The organism is Frankia sp. RB5 (genome assembly GCF_059816245.1).
On sequence record NZ_JCBATA010000018.1, the window covers coordinates 62,666 to 82,813 of the forward strand.

15 protein-coding genes and 1 pseudogene are annotated in these 20,148 nt (G+C 75.4%); 10 read left to right on the forward strand and 6 right to left on the reverse strand.

The window, feature by feature from the left end; translation table 11 throughout:
* Positions 1-198: 198 nt before the first annotated feature.
* From AC6EXY_RS11890 to AC6EXY_RS11900, 3 genes are all read right to left on the reverse strand, one after another.
* Positions 199-879, reverse strand: a complete 681-nt coding sequence (locus tag AC6EXY_RS11890; protein WP_101834971.1) for a TetR/AcrR family transcriptional regulator — start codon at positions 877-879, stop codon at positions 199-201.
* Positions 876-1,385, reverse strand: a complete 510-nt coding sequence (locus AC6EXY_RS11895) for a nitroreductase/quinone reductase family protein (protein ID WP_499817638.1) — start codon at positions 1,383-1,385, stop codon at positions 876-878. The genes AC6EXY_RS11890 and AC6EXY_RS11895 overlap by 4 nt, the downstream gene beginning before the upstream one ends.
* 82 nt (positions 1,386-1,467) lie before the next feature.
* The gene (locus AC6EXY_RS11900) at positions 1,468-1,680 is read right to left on the reverse strand and encodes a hypothetical protein (protein WP_101830937.1); all 213 of its coding nucleotides are present in this window, start codon (positions 1,678-1,680) and stop codon (positions 1,468-1,470) included.
* Between the two features lie 189 nt (positions 1,681-1,869).
* Here AC6EXY_RS11900 and AC6EXY_RS11905 point away from each other — a divergent pair, with 189 nt between their 5' ends.
* Entirely contained in the window at positions 1,870-2,040 is a 171-nt protein-coding gene (locus AC6EXY_RS11905) for a hypothetical protein (RefSeq protein ID WP_165818288.1), read from the forward strand.
* A 9-nt stretch (positions 2,041-2,049) separates the two neighbouring features.
* Positions 2,050-3,621, forward strand: coding sequence for a bifunctional adenosylcobinamide kinase/adenosylcobinamide-phosphate guanylyltransferase (locus tag AC6EXY_RS11910; protein ID WP_101830938.1), 1,572 nt, complete (start codon positions 2,050-2,052; stop codon positions 3,619-3,621).
* Here AC6EXY_RS11910 and AC6EXY_RS11915 read toward each other — a convergent pair.
* Positions 3,603-7,649 (reverse strand): DUF4062 domain-containing protein, encoded by a 4,047-nt coding sequence (locus AC6EXY_RS11915; RefSeq protein ID WP_499817642.1) that lies wholly within the window; start codon positions 7,647-7,649, stop codon positions 3,603-3,605. The two genes, AC6EXY_RS11910 and AC6EXY_RS11915, sit on opposite strands and share 19 nt — an antisense overlap.
* A gap of 97 nt (positions 7,650-7,746) precedes the next feature.
* On the opposite strand from AC6EXY_RS11915, the gene cobT reads away from it, so the two are divergent.
* The 4 genes and pseudogenes from cobT to AC6EXY_RS11935 all read left to right on the forward strand — a co-directional run bounded on the left by cobT (position 7,747) and on the right by AC6EXY_RS11935 (position 11,306).
* Positions 7,747-8,913 (forward strand): nicotinate-nucleotide--dimethylbenzimidazole phosphoribosyltransferase, encoded by a 1,167-nt coding sequence (gene cobT / locus AC6EXY_RS11920; RefSeq protein WP_279354597.1) that lies wholly within the window; start codon positions 7,747-7,749, stop codon positions 8,911-8,913.
* A gap of 19 nt (positions 8,914-8,932) precedes the next feature.
* On the forward strand, positions 8,933-9,760 hold the full coding sequence (locus AC6EXY_RS11925) for an adenosylcobinamide-GDP ribazoletransferase (protein WP_101830939.1): 828 nt from the start codon (positions 8,933-8,935) through the stop codon (positions 9,758-9,760).
* A gap of 57 nt (positions 9,761-9,817) precedes the next feature.
* Positions 9,818-9,961 (forward strand): annotated as a pseudogene (locus AC6EXY_RS11930) (response regulator transcription factor); the annotation flags it as partial.
* 130 nt (positions 9,962-10,091) lie between these two features.
* Entirely contained in the window at positions 10,092-11,306 is a 1,215-nt protein-coding gene (locus tag AC6EXY_RS11935) for a Fic family protein (RefSeq protein WP_499817639.1), read from the forward strand.
* Between the two features lie 89 nt (positions 11,307-11,395).
* Here the strand turns inward: AC6EXY_RS11935 and gcvT are convergent, their stop codons facing one another.
* Complete coding sequence (gene gcvT, locus AC6EXY_RS11940; protein WP_101830941.1) at positions 11,396-12,493, reverse strand: glycine cleavage system aminomethyltransferase GcvT; 1,098 nt, start codon at positions 12,491-12,493, stop codon at positions 11,396-11,398.
* Positions 12,494-12,540: 47 nt separating this feature from the next.
* Between gcvT and AC6EXY_RS11945 the strand changes: the two genes are divergently transcribed.
* From AC6EXY_RS11945 to AC6EXY_RS11960, 4 genes are all read left to right on the forward strand, one after another.
* Entirely contained in the window at positions 12,541-14,058 is a 1,518-nt protein-coding gene (locus tag AC6EXY_RS11945; RefSeq protein ID WP_499817640.1) for a leucyl aminopeptidase, read from the forward strand.
* A 233-nt stretch (positions 14,059-14,291) separates the two neighbouring features.
* Entirely contained in the window at positions 14,292-15,674 is a 1,383-nt protein-coding gene (lpdA, locus tag AC6EXY_RS11950) for a dihydrolipoyl dehydrogenase (RefSeq protein WP_101830943.1), read from the forward strand.
* Between the two features lie 120 nt (positions 15,675-15,794).
* The gene (gene sucB / locus AC6EXY_RS11955) at positions 15,795-17,222 is read left to right on the forward strand and encodes a 2-oxoglutarate dehydrogenase, E2 component, dihydrolipoamide succinyltransferase (protein ID WP_499842335.1); all 1,428 of its coding nucleotides are present in this window, start codon (positions 15,795-15,797) and stop codon (positions 17,220-17,222) included.
* A gap of 94 nt (positions 17,223-17,316) precedes the next feature.
* Positions 17,317-18,228 (forward strand): TIGR01777 family oxidoreductase, encoded by a 912-nt coding sequence (locus AC6EXY_RS11960; protein WP_101832516.1) that lies wholly within the window; start codon positions 17,317-17,319, stop codon positions 18,226-18,228.
* 53 nt (positions 18,229-18,281) lie between these two features.
* Here AC6EXY_RS11960 and AC6EXY_RS11965 read toward each other — a convergent pair whose 3' ends face one another.
* Complete coding sequence (locus AC6EXY_RS11965; protein ID WP_243407645.1) at positions 18,282-20,075, reverse strand: protein kinase; 1,794 nt, start codon at positions 20,073-20,075, stop codon at positions 18,282-18,284.
* Positions 20,076-20,148: the final 73 nt, after the last annotated feature.

Genomic DNA, 20,148 nt, shown 5'->3' on the forward strand with positions numbered 1-20,148 from the left:
AAGGCGGGGATAAACCGGACACGACACGCGGGGTTCGAGACACGGCGGCGCTCTCCCCCGCACACACTTCCCGCCCGCAGGAAGTCCGCCCGTCCTCTGCGTTCTGGTCGGACATCGACACCAGAGATGATCATAAACCCCAGGTCGCGGGTCGCTGTGGGTGAGGTCGCTGGCGGAGGTTGCAGGGCTGAGGGGGTCTCAGCCGGCGAAGGCAGCGGCGAAGGCGGCGGCGAGGGCGGACCAGGTGCGGTCGAGGTCGGAGCCGGGCAGGTAGCGGCCGTCGAGTTCGAGGATGACGGTGCCGTGAGCGGCGGCCCACAGGGCCTGGGCGCGGTAGGGGTCGCCGGTCGCCCGGTAGAACGGCTCGCCGGCCCAGTCCTCGACGCCGGGGGCGAGCTGGTCGCGCGCCAGCGGGCCCGCGGTGAACAGGCGGTACAGGTTCGGGTGCGCGCGGGCATAGCCGCGGTAGGCCGTGAGCAGCGCGTCGACGACGGTGGCGGTGCCGGTACCGCCATCGCCGTCGCCGAGACCGCTGGACCGGTCGCCCGTGCCGCCACCGGCCGCGGCGGTACGGTCAGAGGCGGCACCGCCGGTCGCGGCGCGATCAGCCGCGGCGCGGTCGAGGACCGTGTGCAGCGCGTCGCCGAACTCGAGCAGGCTCGCCTCGAGGAGTCGGGCCTCGAGCTGGGGCTTGCCGCTGATGTGCTTGTAGAGCGACGGCGCCCGGATGCCGAGCACCTCGGCGAGGCGGCGCATCGTCAGCGCCTCGGCACCCTCCTTCTCCAGCAGCTCGCGGGACACCGTGATGATCTCGGCGACCCGCGGCGACGGCGTGGGCAGGACGGGCCGGGGCGCGACGCGGGCGAGCGGCGGGTTCATGCCGTGGCGGGCGCGGGGCCGGTGGGCGCGGAGCCGGCGGGGGCGGCCTCAGTGAGCACGAAGGCGGGGTGGCGGGGGGCGATCCGGCGGATCTCCTCGTCGCTGGAGTTGGGGCCGACACCCTCGAAGAACACGCCGACCTCGGCCTTCCAGCGCTTCAGGTAGGCGCGCAGAACCTCGACGCTGTCGGCCGGCGGGATCTCCGCGGCGTGGTAGCGGGTCCGCGAGCGGCCCCGGAGCAGGTACAGCTCGCCGTCGGCGGCGCGCACGTTGCGCACCCACTGGCCGTGCCCGCGCGCGGAGACCAGGTACTGCCGACCGTCGAGGACGAGCAGGTTCACCGGGGTGCGCCGCGGCTCACCGCTCGTGCGGCCGCGCACCTCCAGCACCCGGCTGCCCAGCAGGCTGACGCCGGCCCGGGTCAGGCCCGCGACTGCGCGGTTGAACACGTTGCGGGTGAGCCAGCCGGGGGCCCGGTAGTGCGCGTTCGACGGCTGCTCTGTCATGACCTGTTACCTCCACCTCGACGAACCATTCAGCTAACGCCGTTAGCCACAAGAAGAGCTAACAGCGTTAGCTGGCGGTCCGTCAAGTGACCGGGCGCAGGTTCATCGGGCCGTACACCCGCCGGCCGGCCTCCAGCAGCGTGACCTGGATGACACCGCCGGCGAGCAGCTCCCGCCAGGACTCCCCGATCCAGGTCTCCGCGTCACCCTGACTGGTGAAGGACTCGGAGCCGGCCGCGCCGTCGACCGTCGCGGTCGATCCGTCCTCAACCTCGTATCGCCATGTCCAGGTCATGGGCGCGTCCCTCCAGCCGGGCGGCCCAGGTCCGGGCCGCCGTGCTCGCCCGGCCGGTCAGCCGGTGGACCCATCTAACCGTGCCAGGCCCTTTCCGGCGGTGCGGGCCGCACGGCACTGGCGCGGACGGGGACACCCGGGCCAGGATGTGCTCGCACACCTGTCTCGTGAGTGGGAGGATCAACCCGCGTGGGAACGACCGTCTACAACGCCGCCGCCTTTGCCGCCGAGTCCGCGCAGCACGAGCCGCCACTGTCCTGGTGGGCCGCGGTGGTCGTCACCTTCGTGGCGATTTTCCTGCTCGCCGCCGTGCTCGCGCTGATGACCCGCTGGGAGCGCAAGCGCCACCCCCACGTGTGATCTCCGCAGATGCGGGTGACCCTGCTCGGCACGGGTTCGGCGGACGGCTGGCCGAACCCGTGGTGTGACTGCGCGTCCTGCGCCTGGGCGCGGGCCCACGAGGTCCGCGGGCAGACGGCGGTGCTCGTCGACGGCGCGCTGCTCATCGACTGCGGTCCGGACGTGCCACGCACCGCGGCACGTCTCGGCATCCGGCTGTCCGGGCTGCGGCACCTGCTCGTCAGCCATGCGCATCCAGACCATCTCGGGCCGGAGAGCCTCATGTGGCGGTCCTGGTCGTCCGTCGCCGAGACGCCGCTCGACGTCGTCGCGCCACCCGCGGCGCTGGAGGTGTGCCGCGCCTTCCTGGCCCGCGGGGAGGGCTCGGACCCGGACCGGCCCGGCGCGCCGCTGCGCTGGCACCAGGCGACGGCCGGCGACGAGCCGCTTCGGCTGGGTACCGAACCGCTGGGCGATGGATCGCCGGGCGATGGGCGGCTGCGCGACGCGGCGCCCGGCGGCGCGCCGCTGGGCGGGGGGTATCTGGTGCGGCCGCTGGCCGCGCGGCACGGGGACGCGGGCATCGGGCCGGCGGTCCTGTACGACGTCACCGCGCCGGACGGCGGGCGGCTGCTGTACGGCTGCGACACCGCCGCGCCGCTGCCCGACGCCACACTCGCCGCCGTCACCGGCCGGGCGTACGACGTCGTGCTGCTGGAGGAGAACAACGGGGACCGGCCCGGCTTCGGCGAGCATCTCGATCTCGACGACTTCGCCGGTGTCGTCGCCGAGCTGCGCCGGCGCGGCGCCGTCGTCGACGGGACGCACGTGCTGGCCGTGCACCTGAGCCATCGCAACCCGCCGGGTGACGAGCTGGCCCGGCGACTCGCGCGGGTCGGCGCGCGGGCGCCGGTCGACGGGGAGAGCTTCGACGTCGCCCCCCGCGCCGGGCGCCCGGCGGTGGCCGCCGTGTCGGCACCGGCCCCGCGTCGAGTGCTGATCACCGGCGGGGCGCGGTCGGGGAAGTCCGCGGAGGCGGAGCGGCGGCTGCTCGGCGAGCCGGTGGTGGTGTACGTCGCCACCTCGGCACCGCCGGACCCGGGCGATCCCGAGTGGGCGGCGCGCATCGCCGCGCACCGCGCGCGCCGACCGGCGGCCTGGACCACGGTGGAGACACTCGATCTCGTCCCGCTGCTGCGCGCGGCCGGACCGCCCCTGCTCGTCGACGGCATCGGGCTGTGGGTGGCCGGACTTCTCGACGACCCGAAGCTGCGCGACGACCCGAAGCTGCGCGACGACCCGGACGCACTCGCGGCCCGTACCGCCGAACTCGTCGAGGCCTGGCGGCACACCCCCCGCGTCGTCGTCGCGGTCACCGACGAGGTGGGGTCGGGGGTCGTCCCGGCGACCGCGGCGGGCCGGCGCTTCCGGGACGCGCTCGGCCGGGCCAACGCGGCGCTCGCCGCCGCCGCCGACGAGGTGTGGCAGGTCGTCGCGGGCGTGCCCGTCGCCCTGCGTCCGCCACCGGGCCGGCCTTTGGAGCCAGGTCGCGACTGCGAACCAGGCCAGGGCTCCAGATCGGCTCAAAGCTCCAGGTCGTAGCGAAACAGGCCGGCCGAGCAGGCGACGACGAGGCCGCGGCCGAGGTCGGGCGGCAGCCAGGCGCAGGACCGGGCGGCGCCGTCGAAGCGCATGATCGTGACGCATTCCCAGTTCGCCGTGCCCCAGATCCGCAGTGCGCCGTCGCCGCCCGCGGTGGCGAGCCAGCGGCCGTCCGGCGAGAAGCGGGCGTCTCGCACGGTGTGGACGTGGCCGGCGAGCGTCGCGACGGGCGCGCCGTCCGGCACCTGCCACACCCGCACCAGATGGTCGGAACCCGCGCTCGCGAGCAGCCGGGAATCCGGAGAGAACGACATCCCGAGCACGTCGCCGGCGTGGGCCGATCCGCCGTCGTCGGACACGGCGTCCACCTGGTGGTCGGCGTCTCGGGCGGACCACAGCCGCACCGTGCCGTCGCCGCCGGAGGCGACCCAGCGGCCGTCCGGGCTGACCGCGCAGGAGTGGGCCGCCATCCCGGGGGTGCTGGTCACGCGGACCGTGACGGGAAGGGGCTGGCCGCCCGCCGCGCCCCAGCGGCGCACCGTGCCGTCCGCGCAGGCACCGACGACCCACTGGCCCGTCGGATCGAGCGCGAAGGCGTTGATCTCCACGTCGGCCGTGAGGGTTGCCAGCACCTCGCCGGTCAACGGGTCCCAGCGCCGTAGCGCGGTGAGCCCGACGGGAACGATCACCCAGGTCGCGTCGGGCCCGACCTCGACGCCACGGGCGAGGTCCACCGCGCCGGGACGCTCGGCCGCGCCGCTGGGTTGGCCCGAGTCGAGCTTCCAGCTCGCGACGGTGCCGTTGTCGGTGTAGGCGACGACCAGCGGCCCAGGTCCCAGCGGCAGCACGGCGGCGCCGCGCATCGGCTCGTCGCGGCCGCCGACCGGCGGCTTGGGCTCGTCGATGTCGGTCGCCCACAGCCGGATCGCGCCGTACCGCCCGGCCGCCGCGACCCATGACCCGTCCGGGGACACGACGCAGGCACGGCTGCCCACCGCGCCGGACAGGTCCGTGCGGTGCCGGCCGGTCACCGCGTCCCAGAGCCGGATCACGCCCTCCCGGCTGGTGGTCGCGAGCAGTCGGCCGTCGCGGCCCACGGCGGCGCCGCGAATCGCGCCGGCCGGTTCGCGGATCACACCGACCTGCTGGCCGTCGGGAGTCGACCAGCGCCGGAACGTGCCGTCCTCCCCCGCCGATCCGAACCACGCGCCGTCCGGGGCGGCCGTCAGGGCCAGCACGGCACCCACGTGGCCGGTCAGCGTCACGGTCGTGCGCCCGGTCGACGGATCACAGACCCGGATCACGCCGTCGTCGCCGGCGACCGCGATCCAGCTGCCGTCCGCCGCGGGCACGCACGCCCGTAGCGGTGCGTCGGAGACGGTCGCGGCGACCAGTGGGGTGCCGTCGGCGACGTCCCAGCAGCGCAGCGTCCCGTCCACGCCGGTCGACACGACGCGTCGCCCGTCCGGGGTGAAGGCGCAGGCGGTGACCGCGCCGCGGTGCCCGCGCAGCACCCGGGCGGCGGGCGTGGGACCGTCGCCGGGCACCGGCCAGAGGCGGACCGTGCCGTCCGCGCCGCCGGAGGCGACGAGGCGCCCACCGGGTGCCACCGCGCACGTCGACACCGCGCCGTCGTGGCCGGTCACGACGGTCTGGCCGCGCCCGTCAGGAACCTCCCACAGGCGCACCGTGCCGTCGACGCCGGTGGAGACCAGCAGGTTGCCACCGTCGGCCACGGCGAGGCCGTCCGCCCACCGGTGGTGGCCGCCCAGGGTGCGGCGCAGGGCCGGATGCGGCAGGTCGGGGCGGGACCAGCCGTTGACCAGGCGGGGCGCGGGGACGAGCGGGTCGAGCCGGGCGCGGATCGGGTCGAGGTCGGGCCCGGCGTCCAGGCGGCTGAGCAGGATCGCGCCGAGTGAGGTCGCCGGCCGAGTCGGGGTGAGCAGGTGGGCGTCGCGCAGGACGACGCGGCGCACAGCGGCGAGCTCGCGGTCGGCGGGCAGGGCGCGGGCGCCGAGCGCGAGGTCGGCCTCCACGGCGACCGGGCCGAGCTGGGGGCGGGCCAGTTTCGCCAGCAGCCAGCGCGGGTCCCGCAGCAGTGACGCGACCGCGTCGGTCCGGCCCGCGCCGAGCAGATGCGCGACCAGGTTGCTCCAGGCGTAGCCCGCCGTGTCCGGCAGCAGCCACCACGGATCGCCCGCTTCCCGCGGACCCCGACTTCGTGGGTCCGGTGCCTGCGGGCCCTGGAACTGCGGGTCGGGCGTCGTGACGTCGAGGAAGGCGTCGCGCAGGGCATCGCAGAGGACCCCTTCCAGATCGCGCAGACGTTGCGGGCCTACGCGCATGCGCAGGTAGCCGCGCAGGACGTCCTGCAGCAGCAGGGCAGCGGGGGCGCGGCGGTAGGCGACGACGAGGGAGAGGTCGGCGAGCTCCTCGCAGAGGTCGTCGACCTCGTCCGGGTCGAGGTCGCCGGTGGCACCCCAGTAGGCCTCCAGCACCCCGCGCGGGATCTCCACGTCCTCCGGGAAGACAGCGAGTTCGAGATAGCGGTCGAGACGGTGGCCGGTGAGCAGCCCGAGGCTCGCGGCCAGCGTGGACTCGACTGCCTCGCTGCGGTGCGCGGCGCGGGTGACGTCCAGTCCGGTCGGGCCGCGGCGTTCCATCCGGTGCGCCACCCGCTCGATCGCCCGCGCGACGCTCATCCCGTCCCGCACGTGCCGGACCAGCGCGCGGTTGACCAGGCGCAGCAGCACCGGCCACCGCCCGGTCAGGGCCAGCAGCCGCTCCGCCGCCCCGTCCGGCACGCGGCCGTCAGGCACGCCGCCGAAGAGACCCCCGCTGGTCAGCGCACCGGCAGAGAGGCCGGTGGCACCGCCGGTGGCACCGCCGGTGGCACCGCCGGTGGCACCGCCGGTGGCACCGCCGCCCGGGAGGGCGCTGTCTGGGACGTCCCGCAGCAGCAGCGCCATCGCCTCCAGGTGGGTCATCGCCGGGACCTCGATCGGGCGGCCCCAGGGCAGCAGGTCGCGCAGCCGGGTCGTGACGATGCGGACGGTGCCCGGGCCGCCCTGCAGGAACGGCATCAGCTGGGTGCGGTTCCACACGTCGTCGACGACCAGCAGCCTCGGCTCGTCACCGAGCAGGGTGCCGAAGTGGAAGCCGGCCTGTTCCGGGTCGGACAGGGTCGGGCGGACGCCGCCGAGCGCCTCGCTGAGGTCGTTGATCCGGTCGGCGAGGGGCGCGCCGTGCAGGGACGCGCCGACGGTTACCCACAGCAGACCGCCGTCGAAGTGCTCCCGGATCGCCGGCGCCCGGCACGCCGCGGCCGTCACGGTCGTCTTGCCGATGCCGCCGGTGCCGTGCAGGACGACCGGCCCGCGTTCCGCGGCGAGCACGGCGGCGACCACCCGTCCGGTCAGCTCGGTGCGGGGAACCGTGTCGCCGGGCCCGGCGGGCAGCATCCAGGGCCGGGCACCGCCGGCCGGGCCGCCGGCGGCGGCGGCGAGGATGGGACCGGCGTCCGCGCGGCGCTGCGACTCCCGCAGCTTGACCAGCGCGTCCAGGACCGCCGTCTCCAGGTCGCCGACGCCGCGGAAGTCGGCGGTGATGATGCCGGACTCGCGCAGCCGGCGGCGGAACTCCCGCTGGCGGTCCGCGTACGTCTCGTCCACGAAGTCGCCGAACGGGACCTCGGCCAGGTAGTCCAGCAGGAACACCAGGCGGGGAATGCCGGCCTCGGTCGCGGCCGCGAACTCCAGCTCGGTGAAGGAGTACGCCGGCTGACCGGGCACCGGCGAGCCGTAGCGGAAGGCGATGAGCCCGACGTAGACGTCCGAGGAGCGCACCGCCCGCACGCAGAACTCGGCGGGGTCGGCGTCGCGGGCGCCGAAGTACTCCATGTCGATGGCCCGGTCACCGGCCAGCGCGATCGCCCGCTCGGCGGCGGCCACGAACGACCGCTCCCGGGGGAAGCGACGCAACTCCGCGGTATGGCTCAGGAACACCCGCCGCTCGCGGTCCGGCACAATCCGGAACGTATCCGATCCGGTCGCCCGCGCGCATCCCTCGCCGGCTCCGCCGAGACCCCACGCGGAGCCGGCCCGGCGATCAGGTAGTAAGGACGTCGTGGAATCGCATGAGGTAGACAGCGTCGCGGTGGAGCACGGCGCCGTGGAGAGCACCGTGCCGGCCGTCCCCGAGCTCGACGAGGTGGCGATGGTGGCGGCGCGGCGCCGGCAGGGCGAGCTCACCAAACCGCCGGGGGCGCTCGGCCGCCTGGAGGAGCTCTCGATCTGGATCTCCGGGGCGCAGGGCGCCTGCCCGCCGCGCCCGTTCGAGCGGGTCCGGGCGATCGTCGTCGCCGGCGACCACGGCATCGCCGGCAGTGGCGTGTCCGCGTACCCGAGCGACGTCACCGCGCAGATGGTCGCGAACTTCGCCGCCGGCGGAGCGGCCGTCAACGTGCTGGCCCGCCAGGTCGGTGCCGAGGTGCGGGTCGTCGACGTCTCGGTGGACAGCCCGGCGCCGGTCGGTCCCGCCGGGGTGGACGGCACGGCACCGCCGGAGCGCTACCGGGTGCGGCGCTCCAGCGGGCGCATCGACCGGGAGGACGCGCTGTCCGTCGAGGAGGCCGAGCGCGCGTTCCTGGTCGGCCGGCTCGTCGCCGACGAGGAGATCGACGCGGGCGCCGACCTGCTCGTTCCCGGCGAGATGGGGATCGGCAACACGACGCCGGCGGCGACGATCGTCGCCCTGCTCTGCGACCGCGAGCCGATCGAGGTCGTCGGGCGCGGCACCGGCATCGACGACGCCCGCTGGATGGTCAAGACGGCCGCGATCCGCGACGCGATGCGCCGTGGTCGGCCCTTCGCCGGCAACGCCGCGTCCGTGCTGCGGGTGGTCGGCGGGGCGGATCTCGTCGCGCTGGCCGGGCTGCTGGTGCAGGCGGCGGCGCGGCGCACCCCGGTGATCCTCGACGGTGTGATCGTCTGCGCGGCGGCGCTGGCGGCCGAGCGCATCGCCCCGGACGCGCGGCGCTGGTGGGTGGCCGGTACCCGCTCCCCCGAGCCCGCCCAGGCGATCGCGCTCCACGCGCTCGGCCTCACGCCGCTGCTCGACGCCGGCCTGCGCCTCGGCGAGGGCACCGGGGCCCTGCTGGCGGTGCCGATGCTGCGGGCCGCGCAGGCGACACTCGCCGAGATGGCGACGTTCGACCAGGCCGGCGTGAGCGGCAAGGCCACCGAGGCCCTCGACGCGCACCGCGCGCCGGCCGAGTACTCCGACCCCACCTGACGGCGGCGACGTTCCTGTGATGCTGGCGGCGCGAACCGCGTTCACCCTGCTGACGGTGCTGCCCGTGCGCGGGCCGGATCGGCTGGACCGGCGCCTGGCCGGGCGGGCGATGGCACTGGCACCGTTCGTGGGCCTGGTCGTCGCGCTCGTCGCGGCGGTGGCGGTGTTCGGCATGCGGATCTCCACCGGGACGCCGGGACACCGCACCCAGACGGTGCTGCCCGCCGCCGTCGGCATCGCCGTGCTCGCGCTCGCCAGCCGCGGCCTGCACCTGGACGGCCTGGCCGATCTCGCCGACGGCCTCGGCGCGCGCCGGGGCCGGGGCCGCGAGCGGGCGCTGGAGGTGATGCGGGAGTCGACCGTCGGCGCCTTCGGGGTGATCGCCGTCGTCTTCGTCGTGCTGCTGCAGGTCACCGCGCTCGGTGCCGCCATCTCCGTGCACCGGGGCACCGTGTCGCTGCTGGTGGCGACCATGACGGGGCGGCTGGCCGCCACGCTTGCCTGCGCGGGCGGCACCCCGGCGGCGCACCCGAACGGCCTCGGCGCCCTGGTCGCCGGTTCCGTGCGCACCCGCGACGCCGTGCTGTCGTTCCTGGCCGTGTGCGCGGTGGCGGCGCTGGCCGGGCGGTTCGACGTCGACGGCGGCGACACCAGCCGGGCCGTGCGCGGCGTGTTCGCCGTCTGCGTGGGGACGGTGGCGGCGGTGGGGATGCGCCACTACCTCGTCCGCCGCCTCGGCGGCCTGACCGGCGACGTCCTCGGCGGCCTCATCGAGCTCACCACCACGATCACCCTGCTGTTCATGGCAATGACTTTCCCCACCCCCGCCCTGCACCTGTGGACCTAGCGGTGCCCTACCAGCCGTTGCCGATCTTCCTCCAGCGCCCGCCGCGCCGAGGACCCGCTGACGCCCCGCGAGCACGAGGTGGCCTCGCTCGTCGCCCAGGCGCTGTCCAACCGGCAGATCGCGGCCCGGCTGGTCCTGAGCGAGCGCACTGCCGAGAGCCATGTCCGGGCAATCCTGCACAAGCTCGGGTGCGTCAACCGGACCGAGCTGATCGCCGGGGGGCACCTGCCGCCCCCTCGCCCGCGGGCCCACCATGCGCCGCCGCCGTGGATGCAAAGTCGACTTTGCATCCACACTCAAGATCGCAAGTTTTCGGCCCTAAACTTTCCATGTGGACCCGCAGCTGTTCGAGCACAGCACCACCGGCAGCCTGGTGACGATCACCGGTACCGACGCGCGGGCCCGGGAGTACAAGCATGTCGCCTTCCAGCCATACCCGCTGGGCAGCAGCGAACCGGCCCTGACCGGAACCACCTGGCGCGCGGTCAGCGAGGCCCGAGGCGCCCTCGGCCGCCTCGGGCAGGCCGGCCGGCAGATCCCCGACCCATCGCTCCTGCGCCAGCCGACCCTGCGTGCCGAGGCCCAGAGCACCTCGGCGCTGGAAGGCACGTTCGCGCCACTGGACGACGTGCTCGCCGCCGACCTCGCCGAACCGGAGGCCCGCAGTGCGTCCCTGCGGGAGGTCCTGAACTACGTCGAGGCCGCCGAGATGGCGTTCGCGTCGCTGGACGAGGGCCGCCCGCTGTCCGCCGTGTCCCTGTGCGAGATCCACCAGGTCCTGGTCCGAGGCACGCCGGCGGAGACGTCCGATGCCGGCCGGATCCGGCGGGTCCAGGTCGCGATCGGAGGTCACGGCGGCGCCCTCCACACCGCCCGCTTCGTCCCGCCGCCGCCGGGCGTCGAGCTGGAGGCCGCAGTCCGCGACCTGATGGACTGGGTCGGCAGCACGTCGCGCGCGCTCGACCCGGTCGTGGCCGCGGCGATGGCCCACTACCAGTTCGAGACGCTGCACCCCTTCAACGACGGGAACGGACGGATCGGGCGTCTCCTCGTCGTCCTGCACCTGGTCGCGAGCGGCGCCCTCACCCATCCGCTCCTGACGATCTCCCCGTGGTTCGAGCACCGCCGCGGCGAGTACCAGGATCGGCTGCGGGCGGTCAGCTCCGACGGACACTGGGACGGCTGGATCGGATTCTTCGCCACCGGCCTCGCCGAGTCCTGCCACCAGACGCTGCGAACGGTGGAGGACCTGCTGGGTGTGCAGGCCGCGTACACCGACCAGATCCGGGCCGCGGGCCTGACCGGTGGGCTCGTCCGCGACATCGCCGACCGCCTGATCGGAAACCCGTTCGTGACGGCGACCTCCGTCTCGGGCCTGACCGGGAAGACGCCACAGGCGGCGCGCAACGCCATCCTCCGGCTGGTGGAGATCGGCGTGCTGCGCGAACGCACACGGCGGAGCTACGCCCGGGCCTACGAGGCCCCCGACGTCCTCGACATCCTGCGGCGCCAGTCCTCGCCGGACCGGTCGGCGCCTGACACCTGAGCGCGGGAGACCTTGCGCCCGGGAGACCCTGGCGGCGGGGCGCCGTCCGCTCGTCCGGACCGGACGCGGCTACGCCGGCGGAGGCACGGCTACTTCGGTGACGAGGGGACGAACGGGGGGCGCACGACCGTCATCGGGCTGGGGCGGCCGCGGACGTCGACGTGCACGGTGTCGCCCTCGGCCACGCCGCGGGCCAGCAGGGCGAGGCCGATGCCCTGGCGCAGCGTCGGCGAGAACGTGCCGCTGGTGACCTCGCCGAGCGGCTCGCCCGACGCCGAGGTGACGGCCATGTGCGGGCGGGGGATCGCCCGGCCGGTGGCGCGCAGGCCCCACAGCAGCCGGGCGGCGCCGGCGGCCCGCTCGGCGGCGAGCGCGCCGCGCCCCCAGAACCGCTCCTTGTTCCAGCCGACGGCCCAACCCGAGCGCGCCTGCACCGGCGTGATCGACGCCGAGAGGTCCTGGCCGTGCAGCGGATATCCCATCTCGGTGCGCAGCGTGTCGCGGGCGCCCAGGCCCGCGGGCGACACCCCGAACGGCTCGCCGGCGGCGAGCAGCGCATCCCACAGCGCGGGCGTGTCGTCCCAGCGGGGCAGCAGCTCGAAGCCGCGTTCGCCGGTGTAGCCGGAACGGCAGACGATCACCGGGCGGCCCTGCCAGCTGGCCTCGGTGAAGCTCATGTAGTCGCCGCCCGTCGGCAGCCCCAGCGCCTCGACAAGCTTGGCGGAGGCCGGCCCCTGCACCGCCAGCACGCCGAGGTCCGCGTGCCGGTCGGTCACGGTCACGCCTGTCGGGGCCGCGGCGGCGAGCCGGGCGACGACCTCGGCGTTGTTCGCGGCGTTCGGCACGAGCAGCACCCGCTCCGCCGAGACGAGATAGGCGATCAGGTCGTCGACGACTCCGCCGTTCTCGTCACAGCAGAGGGTGTACTGGGCCTGTCCGGGGGAGATCCGGCCCAGGTCGTTCGTCAGGCAGGCGTCGACGAACGCCGCCGCGCCCACGCCCACGACCTCCGCCTTGCCCAGGTGGCTGACGTCGAACACCCCGACCGCCTCGCGGACGGCCTGGTGCTCGGCGAGCACGCCCCGCCCGGCGTACTCGATCGGCATCTCCCATCCGCCGAAGGCGGCCATCTTCGCGCCGAGGCCGACATGACGGTCGTAGAGCGGGGATCGACGCAGCTGTGCCATGGCGCCCAGCCTAGTGTCGCCACCCAGTCGTTCAATACGCTCACCGCATGACAGCCATCGCTCCCAGCTCCGCAGCCCTTGCCGATCTCGACGTGGACGCGGTGGTGATCGGCACCACGTCCGGTGACGGCGGGGTGGCGGTCGCGGGGGGCGCGGGCGAGGTCGACGCGGCGCTCGGCGGGCGGCTCACCGGCGTGCTCGCCTCGCTCGGCGCGACCGGGCGGGCCGGCGAGATCGTGCGGTTCGCGACGCTCGGCGCGCTGCCCGCCGCCACCGTCGTCGCGGTGGGCCTCGGGGCGTCCCCGGTGGATGACGAGGTGCTGCGCCGCGCGGCGGGCGGCGCGGTGCGCGCCCTGGCCGGCACGGGGACGGTCGCGCTCACACTGGCCGCCGCCGGTGGGGTGGTCACGGCCGGGGCGCTGCGGGCGGTGGCGGAGGGCGGGCTGCTCGGCGCGTACGCGTTCGACCGGCTGCGCACGACCTCGGCGAAGGGGCGGCCGGCGCCGGTCGAGGCGCTGACGGTCGTCGTCGACGAGGCGAACCGGCCGCTGGCCGAGCGCGAGATCTCCCGCGCCGCGATCACCACTGAGGCGGTGGCGCTGGTCCGCGACCTGGTGAACACCCCGCCGAGCCACCTGTCCCCCGCGCAGCTCGCCGACGTGGCCGTCGAGAAGGCCGCCGAGGCCGGGGTCGCCGTCGAGGTGCTCGACGAGACGGCGCTGACCGAGGGCGGATACGGCGGCATCCTCGGCGTCGGGCAGGGCTCGGCCAACCCGCCACGGCTCGTCCGGCTGGAGTGGCGCGGCGACGCCGCCGAGCATCCGGCGCTCGCGCTCGTCGGCAAGGGCATCACCTTCGACTCGGGCGGGCTGTCGCTCAAGCCGCCGACGGCGATGGAGTGGATGAAGGCCGACATGGCCGGTGCCGCGGCGGTCCTCGGCGCCGTACTCGCGGTGGCCCGGCTGCGGCTGCCGATCACGGTCGTCGGCTGGCTGCCGTGCGCCGAGAACATGCCGGCCGGCGAGGCCATCCGCCCCTCGGACGTGCTCACCCTGCGCGGCGGCACCCGCGTCGAGGTGCTCAACACCGACGCCGAGGGACGGCTCGTCCTCGCCGACGCGCTGGTGCGCGCGGGTGAGGAGTCGCCGGACGTGATCGTCGACGTGGCCACGCTGACCGGCGCCCAGATCGTCGCGCTCGGGCAGCGCACCAGCGGGGTGATGGGTCGCGGTGGGCGCGCGGTCGACGCGGTCGCCTCCGCCGCGGCGGCGACCGGGGAGAGCGTCTGGCCGATGCCGCTGCCGCCCGAGCTGCGCAAGGGCCTGGACTCCACCGTCGCCGACCTCGCGAACGTGCACGGCGGCGGCGGCCGCGAGGGCGGCATGCTCGTCGCCGCCCACTTCCTCGCCGCCTTCGTCGGCGACGAGGCCGACTGGGCGCACATCGATATCGCCGGGCCCTCGTGGAACGGCGGCGAACCCCACGGCCACACCTCCAAGGGCGGCACCGGCGTCATCGTCCGCACCCTCGTCCAGCTCGCCGAGGACCTCGCCACCGCCTCCTGATCCCCGCACCATCTGCACCATCCGCGCGACGGCCGCGCGACGCCGCGCCCCGCCGGCCACGCGACGCCGGCCACGCGACGCAGGCCACTCGCCCATCCGAGCTGACGCGGGACGACCGCGTGAAAGACTGGGCTCGGACCGACGTGCGGTGGGCGACGGTGCGGCGTGGCCTGACGCGCCGGCCCGCGCAGAACGTCGGTTCCGACGGAGCTCAACGAGAAGGGATCCCTGGCGTGGCGGATTCAGCGGCCGGTCCCGTCGATCTGGTCGTCCTCGGCGGCGGAAGCGGCGGGTACGCCGCCGCGCTGCGCGCCGCGGAGCTCGGCCTGAGCGTCGTTCTGATCGAGAAGGACAAGCTCGGCGGCACCTGCCTGCACCGCGGATGCATCCCGACCAAGGCGCTGCTGCACTCGGCGGAGATCGTTGACAACATCAACGAGAGCGAGACCTTCGGGGTCCGCTCCACCCTCGACGGCATCGACATGGCGAAGGTCAACGCCTACAAGGACTCGGTCGTCGCCGGCCTGTTCAAGGGGCTGACCGGCCTGGTGAAGGCGCGGGGCATCGAGCTCGTCCAGGGCACCGGGCGGCTGGTGTCACCGACCGCGGTGGCGGTGGGCGACCGGGTCGTCGAGGGCCGGCACGTGCTGCTGGCCACCGGCTCGTACCCGAAGACGCTGCCCGGGCTGGACATCGACCATGAGCGGGTCATCACCAGTGACGACGCCCTGGTACTCGACCGGGTGCCCGCCTCGGCCGTCGTGCTCGGCGCCGGCGCCATCGGCTGCGAGTTCGCGTCGGTGTGGCGGTCCTACGGCGCCGAGGTGACGATCGTCGAGGCGCTGGGGCACCTCGTCCCGCTGGAGGACGAGTCCAGCTCGAAGCTGCTGGAGCGCGCGTTCCGCAAGCGCGGCATCACCCAGCACCTGGGCGCCCGCTTCGCCGGGGTGAAGACGACCGACGACAGCGTCACCGTCTCGTTGGAGAGCGGCAGGACCATCGAGGCCGAGCTGCTGCTCGTCGCCGTCGGCCGCGGGCCGGTGTCCGCGAACCTCGGGTACGAGGAGGTCGGCGTCGCCCTCGACCGCGGCTACGTCCTGGTCGACCGCGAGCTGCGCACGAACATCCCGACCATCTCCGCGCTCGGCGATCTGCGCCCCGGCCTGCAGCTCGCGCACGTCGGGTTCGCCGAGGGCATCTACGTCGCCGAGCGGCTCGCGGGGCTCAACCCGGTGCCCGTCGACTACGACAACATCCCCCGCGTCACCTACTCGCATCCCGAGGTGGCGTCGGTGGGGCTGACCGAGGCGGCGGCACGGGAGCGCTTCGGCGAGGTCCGCACCGTCACGTACAACCTCGCGGGCAACGGCAAGGCGCAGATCCTGCGGACCACGGGCGCGGTGACGCTGGTGGCCGCGCCCGACGGCCCGGTGGTCGGCGTTCACATGGTCGGCGACCGGGTGGGCGAGCTCATCGCGGAGGCCCAGCTCATCACGAACTGGGAGGCGTTCCCCGCGGAGGTCGCCCAGCTGATCCACCCCCATCCCACCCTGTCCGAGGCTCTCGGCGAGGCGCACCTGGCGCTGGCCGGCAAGCCGCTGCACACGCACGGCTGACCGGTCGGCCCGACCCACCCACGACGTTCCAGGCCACGCCACAGCAACAGCAACAGCGCGCCTCCGGCCGGCCCGCTTGCGCGGTGCAGATACCGGAAGCGACGAAGGAGTCGTTCCAGCATGTCTGTATCTGTCACGATGCCCCGGCTCGGGGAGAGTGTCTCCGAGGGAACCGTCACCCGTTGGCTGAAGCAGGAGGGCGAGCGCGTCGAGGCCGACGAGCCGCTCCTCGAGGTCAGCACGGACAAGGTCGACACCGAGATCCCCGCCCCCGCTGCCGGTGTCATCAGCTCCATCAAGGTCGCCGAGGACGAGACCGTCGAGGTCGGCGTCGAGCTCGCGGTCATCGACGACGGCGCCGAGGGCGGCGGTTCCGCCCCGGCCCAGGCCGCCGCGGCCCCCGCCGCCGAGCAGCCCGCCCCCGCGCCGGAGCCCGAGCCCGCGAAGCCGGCCGCCGCCGCTCCCCCGCCGCCGCCGCCCGCGCCCAAGCCGGCGCCCGCGCCGGCCCCGGTGCGCACGCCGGAGCCCGTACCGGCCCAGGCCCCCGCCGCGCCGGCACCGGTCGCGGCCGCCAACGGCGACGGCGGCATCGGCCGCTACGTCACCCCGCTCGTGCGCAAGATGGCCGCCGAGCTGAGCGTCGACCTCGCCGACGTGACCGGCTCCGGGCCGGGCGGGCGGGTCACCAAGCAGGACATCCAGGACGCGGCCCGCGCCGCCAGCGCGCCGGCGGCACCCGCCAGCCCGGCCGCGGCCCCCAGCCCCGCCTCGACCCCCAGCCCCGCACCTGCCGCCAGCCCCGCCGCCAGGGCGAGCTCCACGCCGGAGCGCGGCCGGACGGTGAAGCTGTCCCGGCTGCGCGCCCTGGTCGCGCGGCGGATGGTGGAGTCGCTGCAGATCAGCGCCCAGCTCACCACCGTCGTGGAGGTGGACGTCACCCGCATCGCGCGGCTGCGGGACCGGGCCAAGGCCGGTTTCCAGGCGCGTGAGGGCCTCAAGCTGACCTTCCTGCCGTTCTTCGCGCTGGCCGCCTGCGAGGCGCTGCGCGAGTTCCCGCAGCTGAACTCCAGCATCGACGTCGAGGCCGGAACGGTCACCTACCACGGCGAGGAGAACCTCGGCATCGCCGTGGACTCCGAGCGCGGCCTGGTCGTGCCGGTCATCCACAGCGCGGGCGACCTGAACCTGACCGGCCTGGCCCGCAAGATCGACGATCTGGCGAGCCGGACCCGGGCGAACAAGATCTCCCCGGACGAGCTCGGCGGCGGCACCTTCACCGTCACCAACACCGGCAGCCGCGGCGCCCTGTTCGACACGCCGATCCTGAACCAGCCTCAGGTCGGCATCCTCGGCACCGGCATCGTGGTGAAGAAGCCGGCCGTCATCGACGACCCCGAGCTCGGCGAGATCATCGCGGTCCGCTCGTCGGTGTACCTGTCGCTGACGTACGACCACCGCATCGTGGACGGCGCCGACGCCGCCCGCTTCCTGACCTTCATCAAGCGGCGGCTCGAGGAAGGCGCCTTCGAGGCCGACCTGGGCCTGTAGCCCCGGCCGAGGCACGTACCCGGCCGGTCAGGCGCCCCGCGCCCCGGGACGTCGACCGGCCGTGGCGGCCCAGCGTGCGTCACGATGGTGCACCATGCGCATCGTCATGACTGGCTCCTCGGGTCTGATCGGCTCCACTCTGGTGCCCGCGCTGCGCGGCGACGGGCACCAGGTGACGGCCCTGGTCCGGCGGCCTCCCAGGGCCGGCGACGAGATCCGGTGGGATCCCGCCGCCGGCCGGCTCGATGCGGCGGCGCTCGCCGGCACCGAGGCCGCCATCCATCTCGCCGGCGCCGGCATCGGCGACCACCGGTGGACCGCTTCCTACCGGCGTGAGCTGCGCGAGAGCCGGATCAGGGGCACCGACCTGCTCGCTCGCACCCTCGCCGAGCTGACGCCGCCGCCGCGGGTACTGCTGTCCGGCAGCGCCCTCGGGTGGTACGGCACGCGGGCGGGTGGTGACGCGGGGCCGGTCGACGAGCCGGCGCCCGCGGGCACCGGTTTCATCGCCGACCTGGTCGCCGGCTGGGAAGCCGCCACCGCGCCGGCCCGCGACGCGGGCCTGCGGGTCTGCACGTTGCGCACCGGTGTCGTGCTGTCGACGCGCGGCGGGGTTCTGCGCCGCCAGCTGCCGCTGTTTCGGGTCGGCCTCGGCGGCCGGCTCGGATCCGGGCGGCAGTGGCTGAGCTGGATCAGCCTGCGCGATCAGGTCGACGCGATTCGCTTCCTGCTCACGGCGGAGTCGGTGCGCGGACCGGTGAACCTGGTGGCTCCCGCACCGGTCACGAACGCGCGGTTCACCGCGGCGCTGGCCGCCGCCCTGCACCGCCCGGCGCTCGCGCCGGTGCCCCGCCTCGCCCTGCGCGCCGCGCTCGGCGGCTTCGCCGACGAGGTCGCGCTCGCCTCCCAGCGCATCGCTCCCGCCGTCCTGACCGGCGCCGGGTTCCCGTTCACCCACCCCGACCTCGACCAGGCGCTGCGGGCGATCCTCGCCGCCCGCTCGTGACCGGCCGTGCACCCGGACCCGACGGCCGGGCCGCGCTCAGCCACTGGTGACGCTCAGCCGCTGGTGACGTCGAGAGTCTGCGAGACGCGCCAGCCGGACTGGGTGCGGACCAGCACGAGATCGTGCTGCTCGGGTTCCCGCGCCGCCTGGTGCTGGAGGAGCTTTCCCTGCGCGTCCAGGTAGTCGTAGGCCTGAAGCCGGTCGGTGACGCGCAGCACGGTCCGGTCGGCGCCGTCCTCACGCACCTCGAGGGCGACGATGTCGGTCCGCAACGGCGAGGTGTGCGCCTTCTGGGCGACGACCTGGCGCATCAGGGCGACGTCGGCGTTGTACGCCTCGCTGCCGGGGGCGTCGGACTCGGCCAGGAGGGACTCCTGGGCCTGCTCGAACGCGCGGCTGCGCGCCGTGTTGAGCGCGGCGAGCACGCCGCGCCAGATCTGCTCGGGCGTCTGGTTGGCGACCGGTGAGGCGGTCGGATCCCGCGCGGGCGCGGTGCCCGCGGCACCGGCCGCGGAGGCGGTGGGCCGTGGTGAGCCGCCCGCGGACTCGGTCGCCTGGTCCTTGGGGGGGCTCGTCAGCAGCAGCACGGCCGCGACGACGACCGCGAACAGCCCCACCCCCGCGGTGGCCGGGAGCAGCCAGCGACGCCGCCGGGCGCCGATGCGCCGGGGGGTACGCCTGCCGTCCGCCGGCCGGGCGGGGCGCTTCGCGGTCGCGCCCTGGCCGGCCGACGGCTTCGAGTCCGGCGACGCCCCGGGCCCGGACGGTGTGTCCAGCAGCGAGTCCACCGGGGACGATCCGCCGGGGCGGGCGGTGGGCGCGCCGCTCGGCGCGGACCCGGACGGGCGGCCGGTGGCGCGCGGCGACCGCCGGGGCGAGGTCGAGCGCCGCGGCGGCGGAGGCAGGGAGTCGAGCAGCTCCCGGGCGTCGACCGCCGTGGCCCCGGTCACGCCGCGCCGCGGCGCCGTCGTCTCGGGCTCGTCGGCGTCGTCGGGCGGTGGATCGAGCCGGGCGCCCGCGAGCAGCCTCGGTCGGGCGTCGCCGGGATCCGGCGTGTCCCGCGGCGGATCCACCGGCAGGTCCCGCGACCCGGCCGCGGCCGGGTCGACCCGGTCGATCCGCGGCAGTGTCTGCGCCGTCGGCGGGCCGGACTGGCGGGCGGAGTGCGCGTCGCCGGCGAAGCGCACGGGCAGCGGGGTCGCGCTGCGGGCCAGCGCGGAGGCGAGATCACCGGCGGCGGGACGGCGCATCGGATCGTCGATCAGCGCCGTCGCCACCGCCACGGCGACGGCGGCCGCGTCCGGTCCGGTCGCCTCCCGCATCGATTCCAACAGGAGGGTGGCGAGATCGTGGACATCCGCGGCGGCCGCGCCGGGCGCGATCGGATCCGGACGGGCCGCCTCGGCGAGCGAGGCCACCCCGAGACCCACGAGGACCGGCCGCCCGGTCGGTTCCAGCAGGATGTCCTCCCGCTCGAGCCGGCCGTGCACGAGGCCGGCCGCGTGCGCGGCCGCCAGCGCCTGGGCGATCGGCAGGCCGACGGTCACGACCTCGCCCGGATCGAGGTTGCCGCGGGCCGTCAGCAGCCGGGCGAGGCTGACTGCCCCGACGACCGGCTCGGTCAGCAGGGCGAGCCCGTCCGGGGTGGGCACGACCGCCAGGATCGGCACGAGATGCGGGTGTTCCAGCTCGGCGAGTGTGCGGGCCGCGCCGAGGGCGGCCGAGCGCAGCACCGGGTCGGGGGCGAGGCGCACCCGGCGCACCACGCACTCGACCCCGGACTGATCGATCTGCCCGGCCCACATCTCCCCGGCGCCGGCGTCCCGCAGGCGGGAACGCACGCTCACCCCCGGTACCTCGGGGGCGCCGCCGACGCGCCGGGCCGGCCTGTCCGCGGAATCGTCGGAGAAGGTCACAAGT

What these genes read in the sequence shown, in the direction of transcription:
- AC6EXY_RS11890 (WP_101834971.1), bottom strand. Translation starts at nt 879, where the DNA reads ATGAACCCGCCGCTCGCCCGCGTCGCGCCCCGGCCCGTCCTGCCCACG.
- AC6EXY_RS11895 (WP_499817638.1), bottom strand. Translation starts at nt 1,385, where the DNA reads ATGACAGAGCAGCCGTCGAACGCGCACTACCGGGCCCCCGGCTGGCTC.
- AC6EXY_RS11900 (WP_101830937.1), bottom strand. Translation starts at nt 1,680, where the DNA reads ATGACCTGGACATGGCGATACGAGGTTGAGGACGGATCGACCGCGACG.
- AC6EXY_RS11910 (WP_101830938.1), top strand. Translation starts at nt 2,050, where the DNA reads ATGCGGGTGACCCTGCTCGGCACGGGTTCGGCGGACGGCTGGCCGAAC.
- AC6EXY_RS11925 (WP_101830939.1), top strand. Translation starts at nt 8,933, where the DNA reads ATGCTGGCGGCGCGAACCGCGTTCACCCTGCTGACGGTGCTGCCCGTG.
- gcvT (WP_101830941.1), bottom strand. Translation starts at nt 12,493, where the DNA reads ATGGCACAGCTGCGTCGATCCCCGCTCTACGACCGTCATGTCGGCCTC.
- AC6EXY_RS11945 (WP_499817640.1), top strand. Translation starts at nt 12,541, where the DNA reads ATGACAGCCATCGCTCCCAGCTCCGCAGCCCTTGCCGATCTCGACGTG.
- sucB (WP_499842335.1), top strand. Translation starts at nt 15,795, where the DNA reads ATGTCTGTATCTGTCACGATGCCCCGGCTCGGGGAGAGTGTCTCCGAG.
- AC6EXY_RS11960 (WP_101832516.1), top strand. Translation starts at nt 17,317, where the DNA reads ATGCGCATCGTCATGACTGGCTCCTCGGGTCTGATCGGCTCCACTCTG.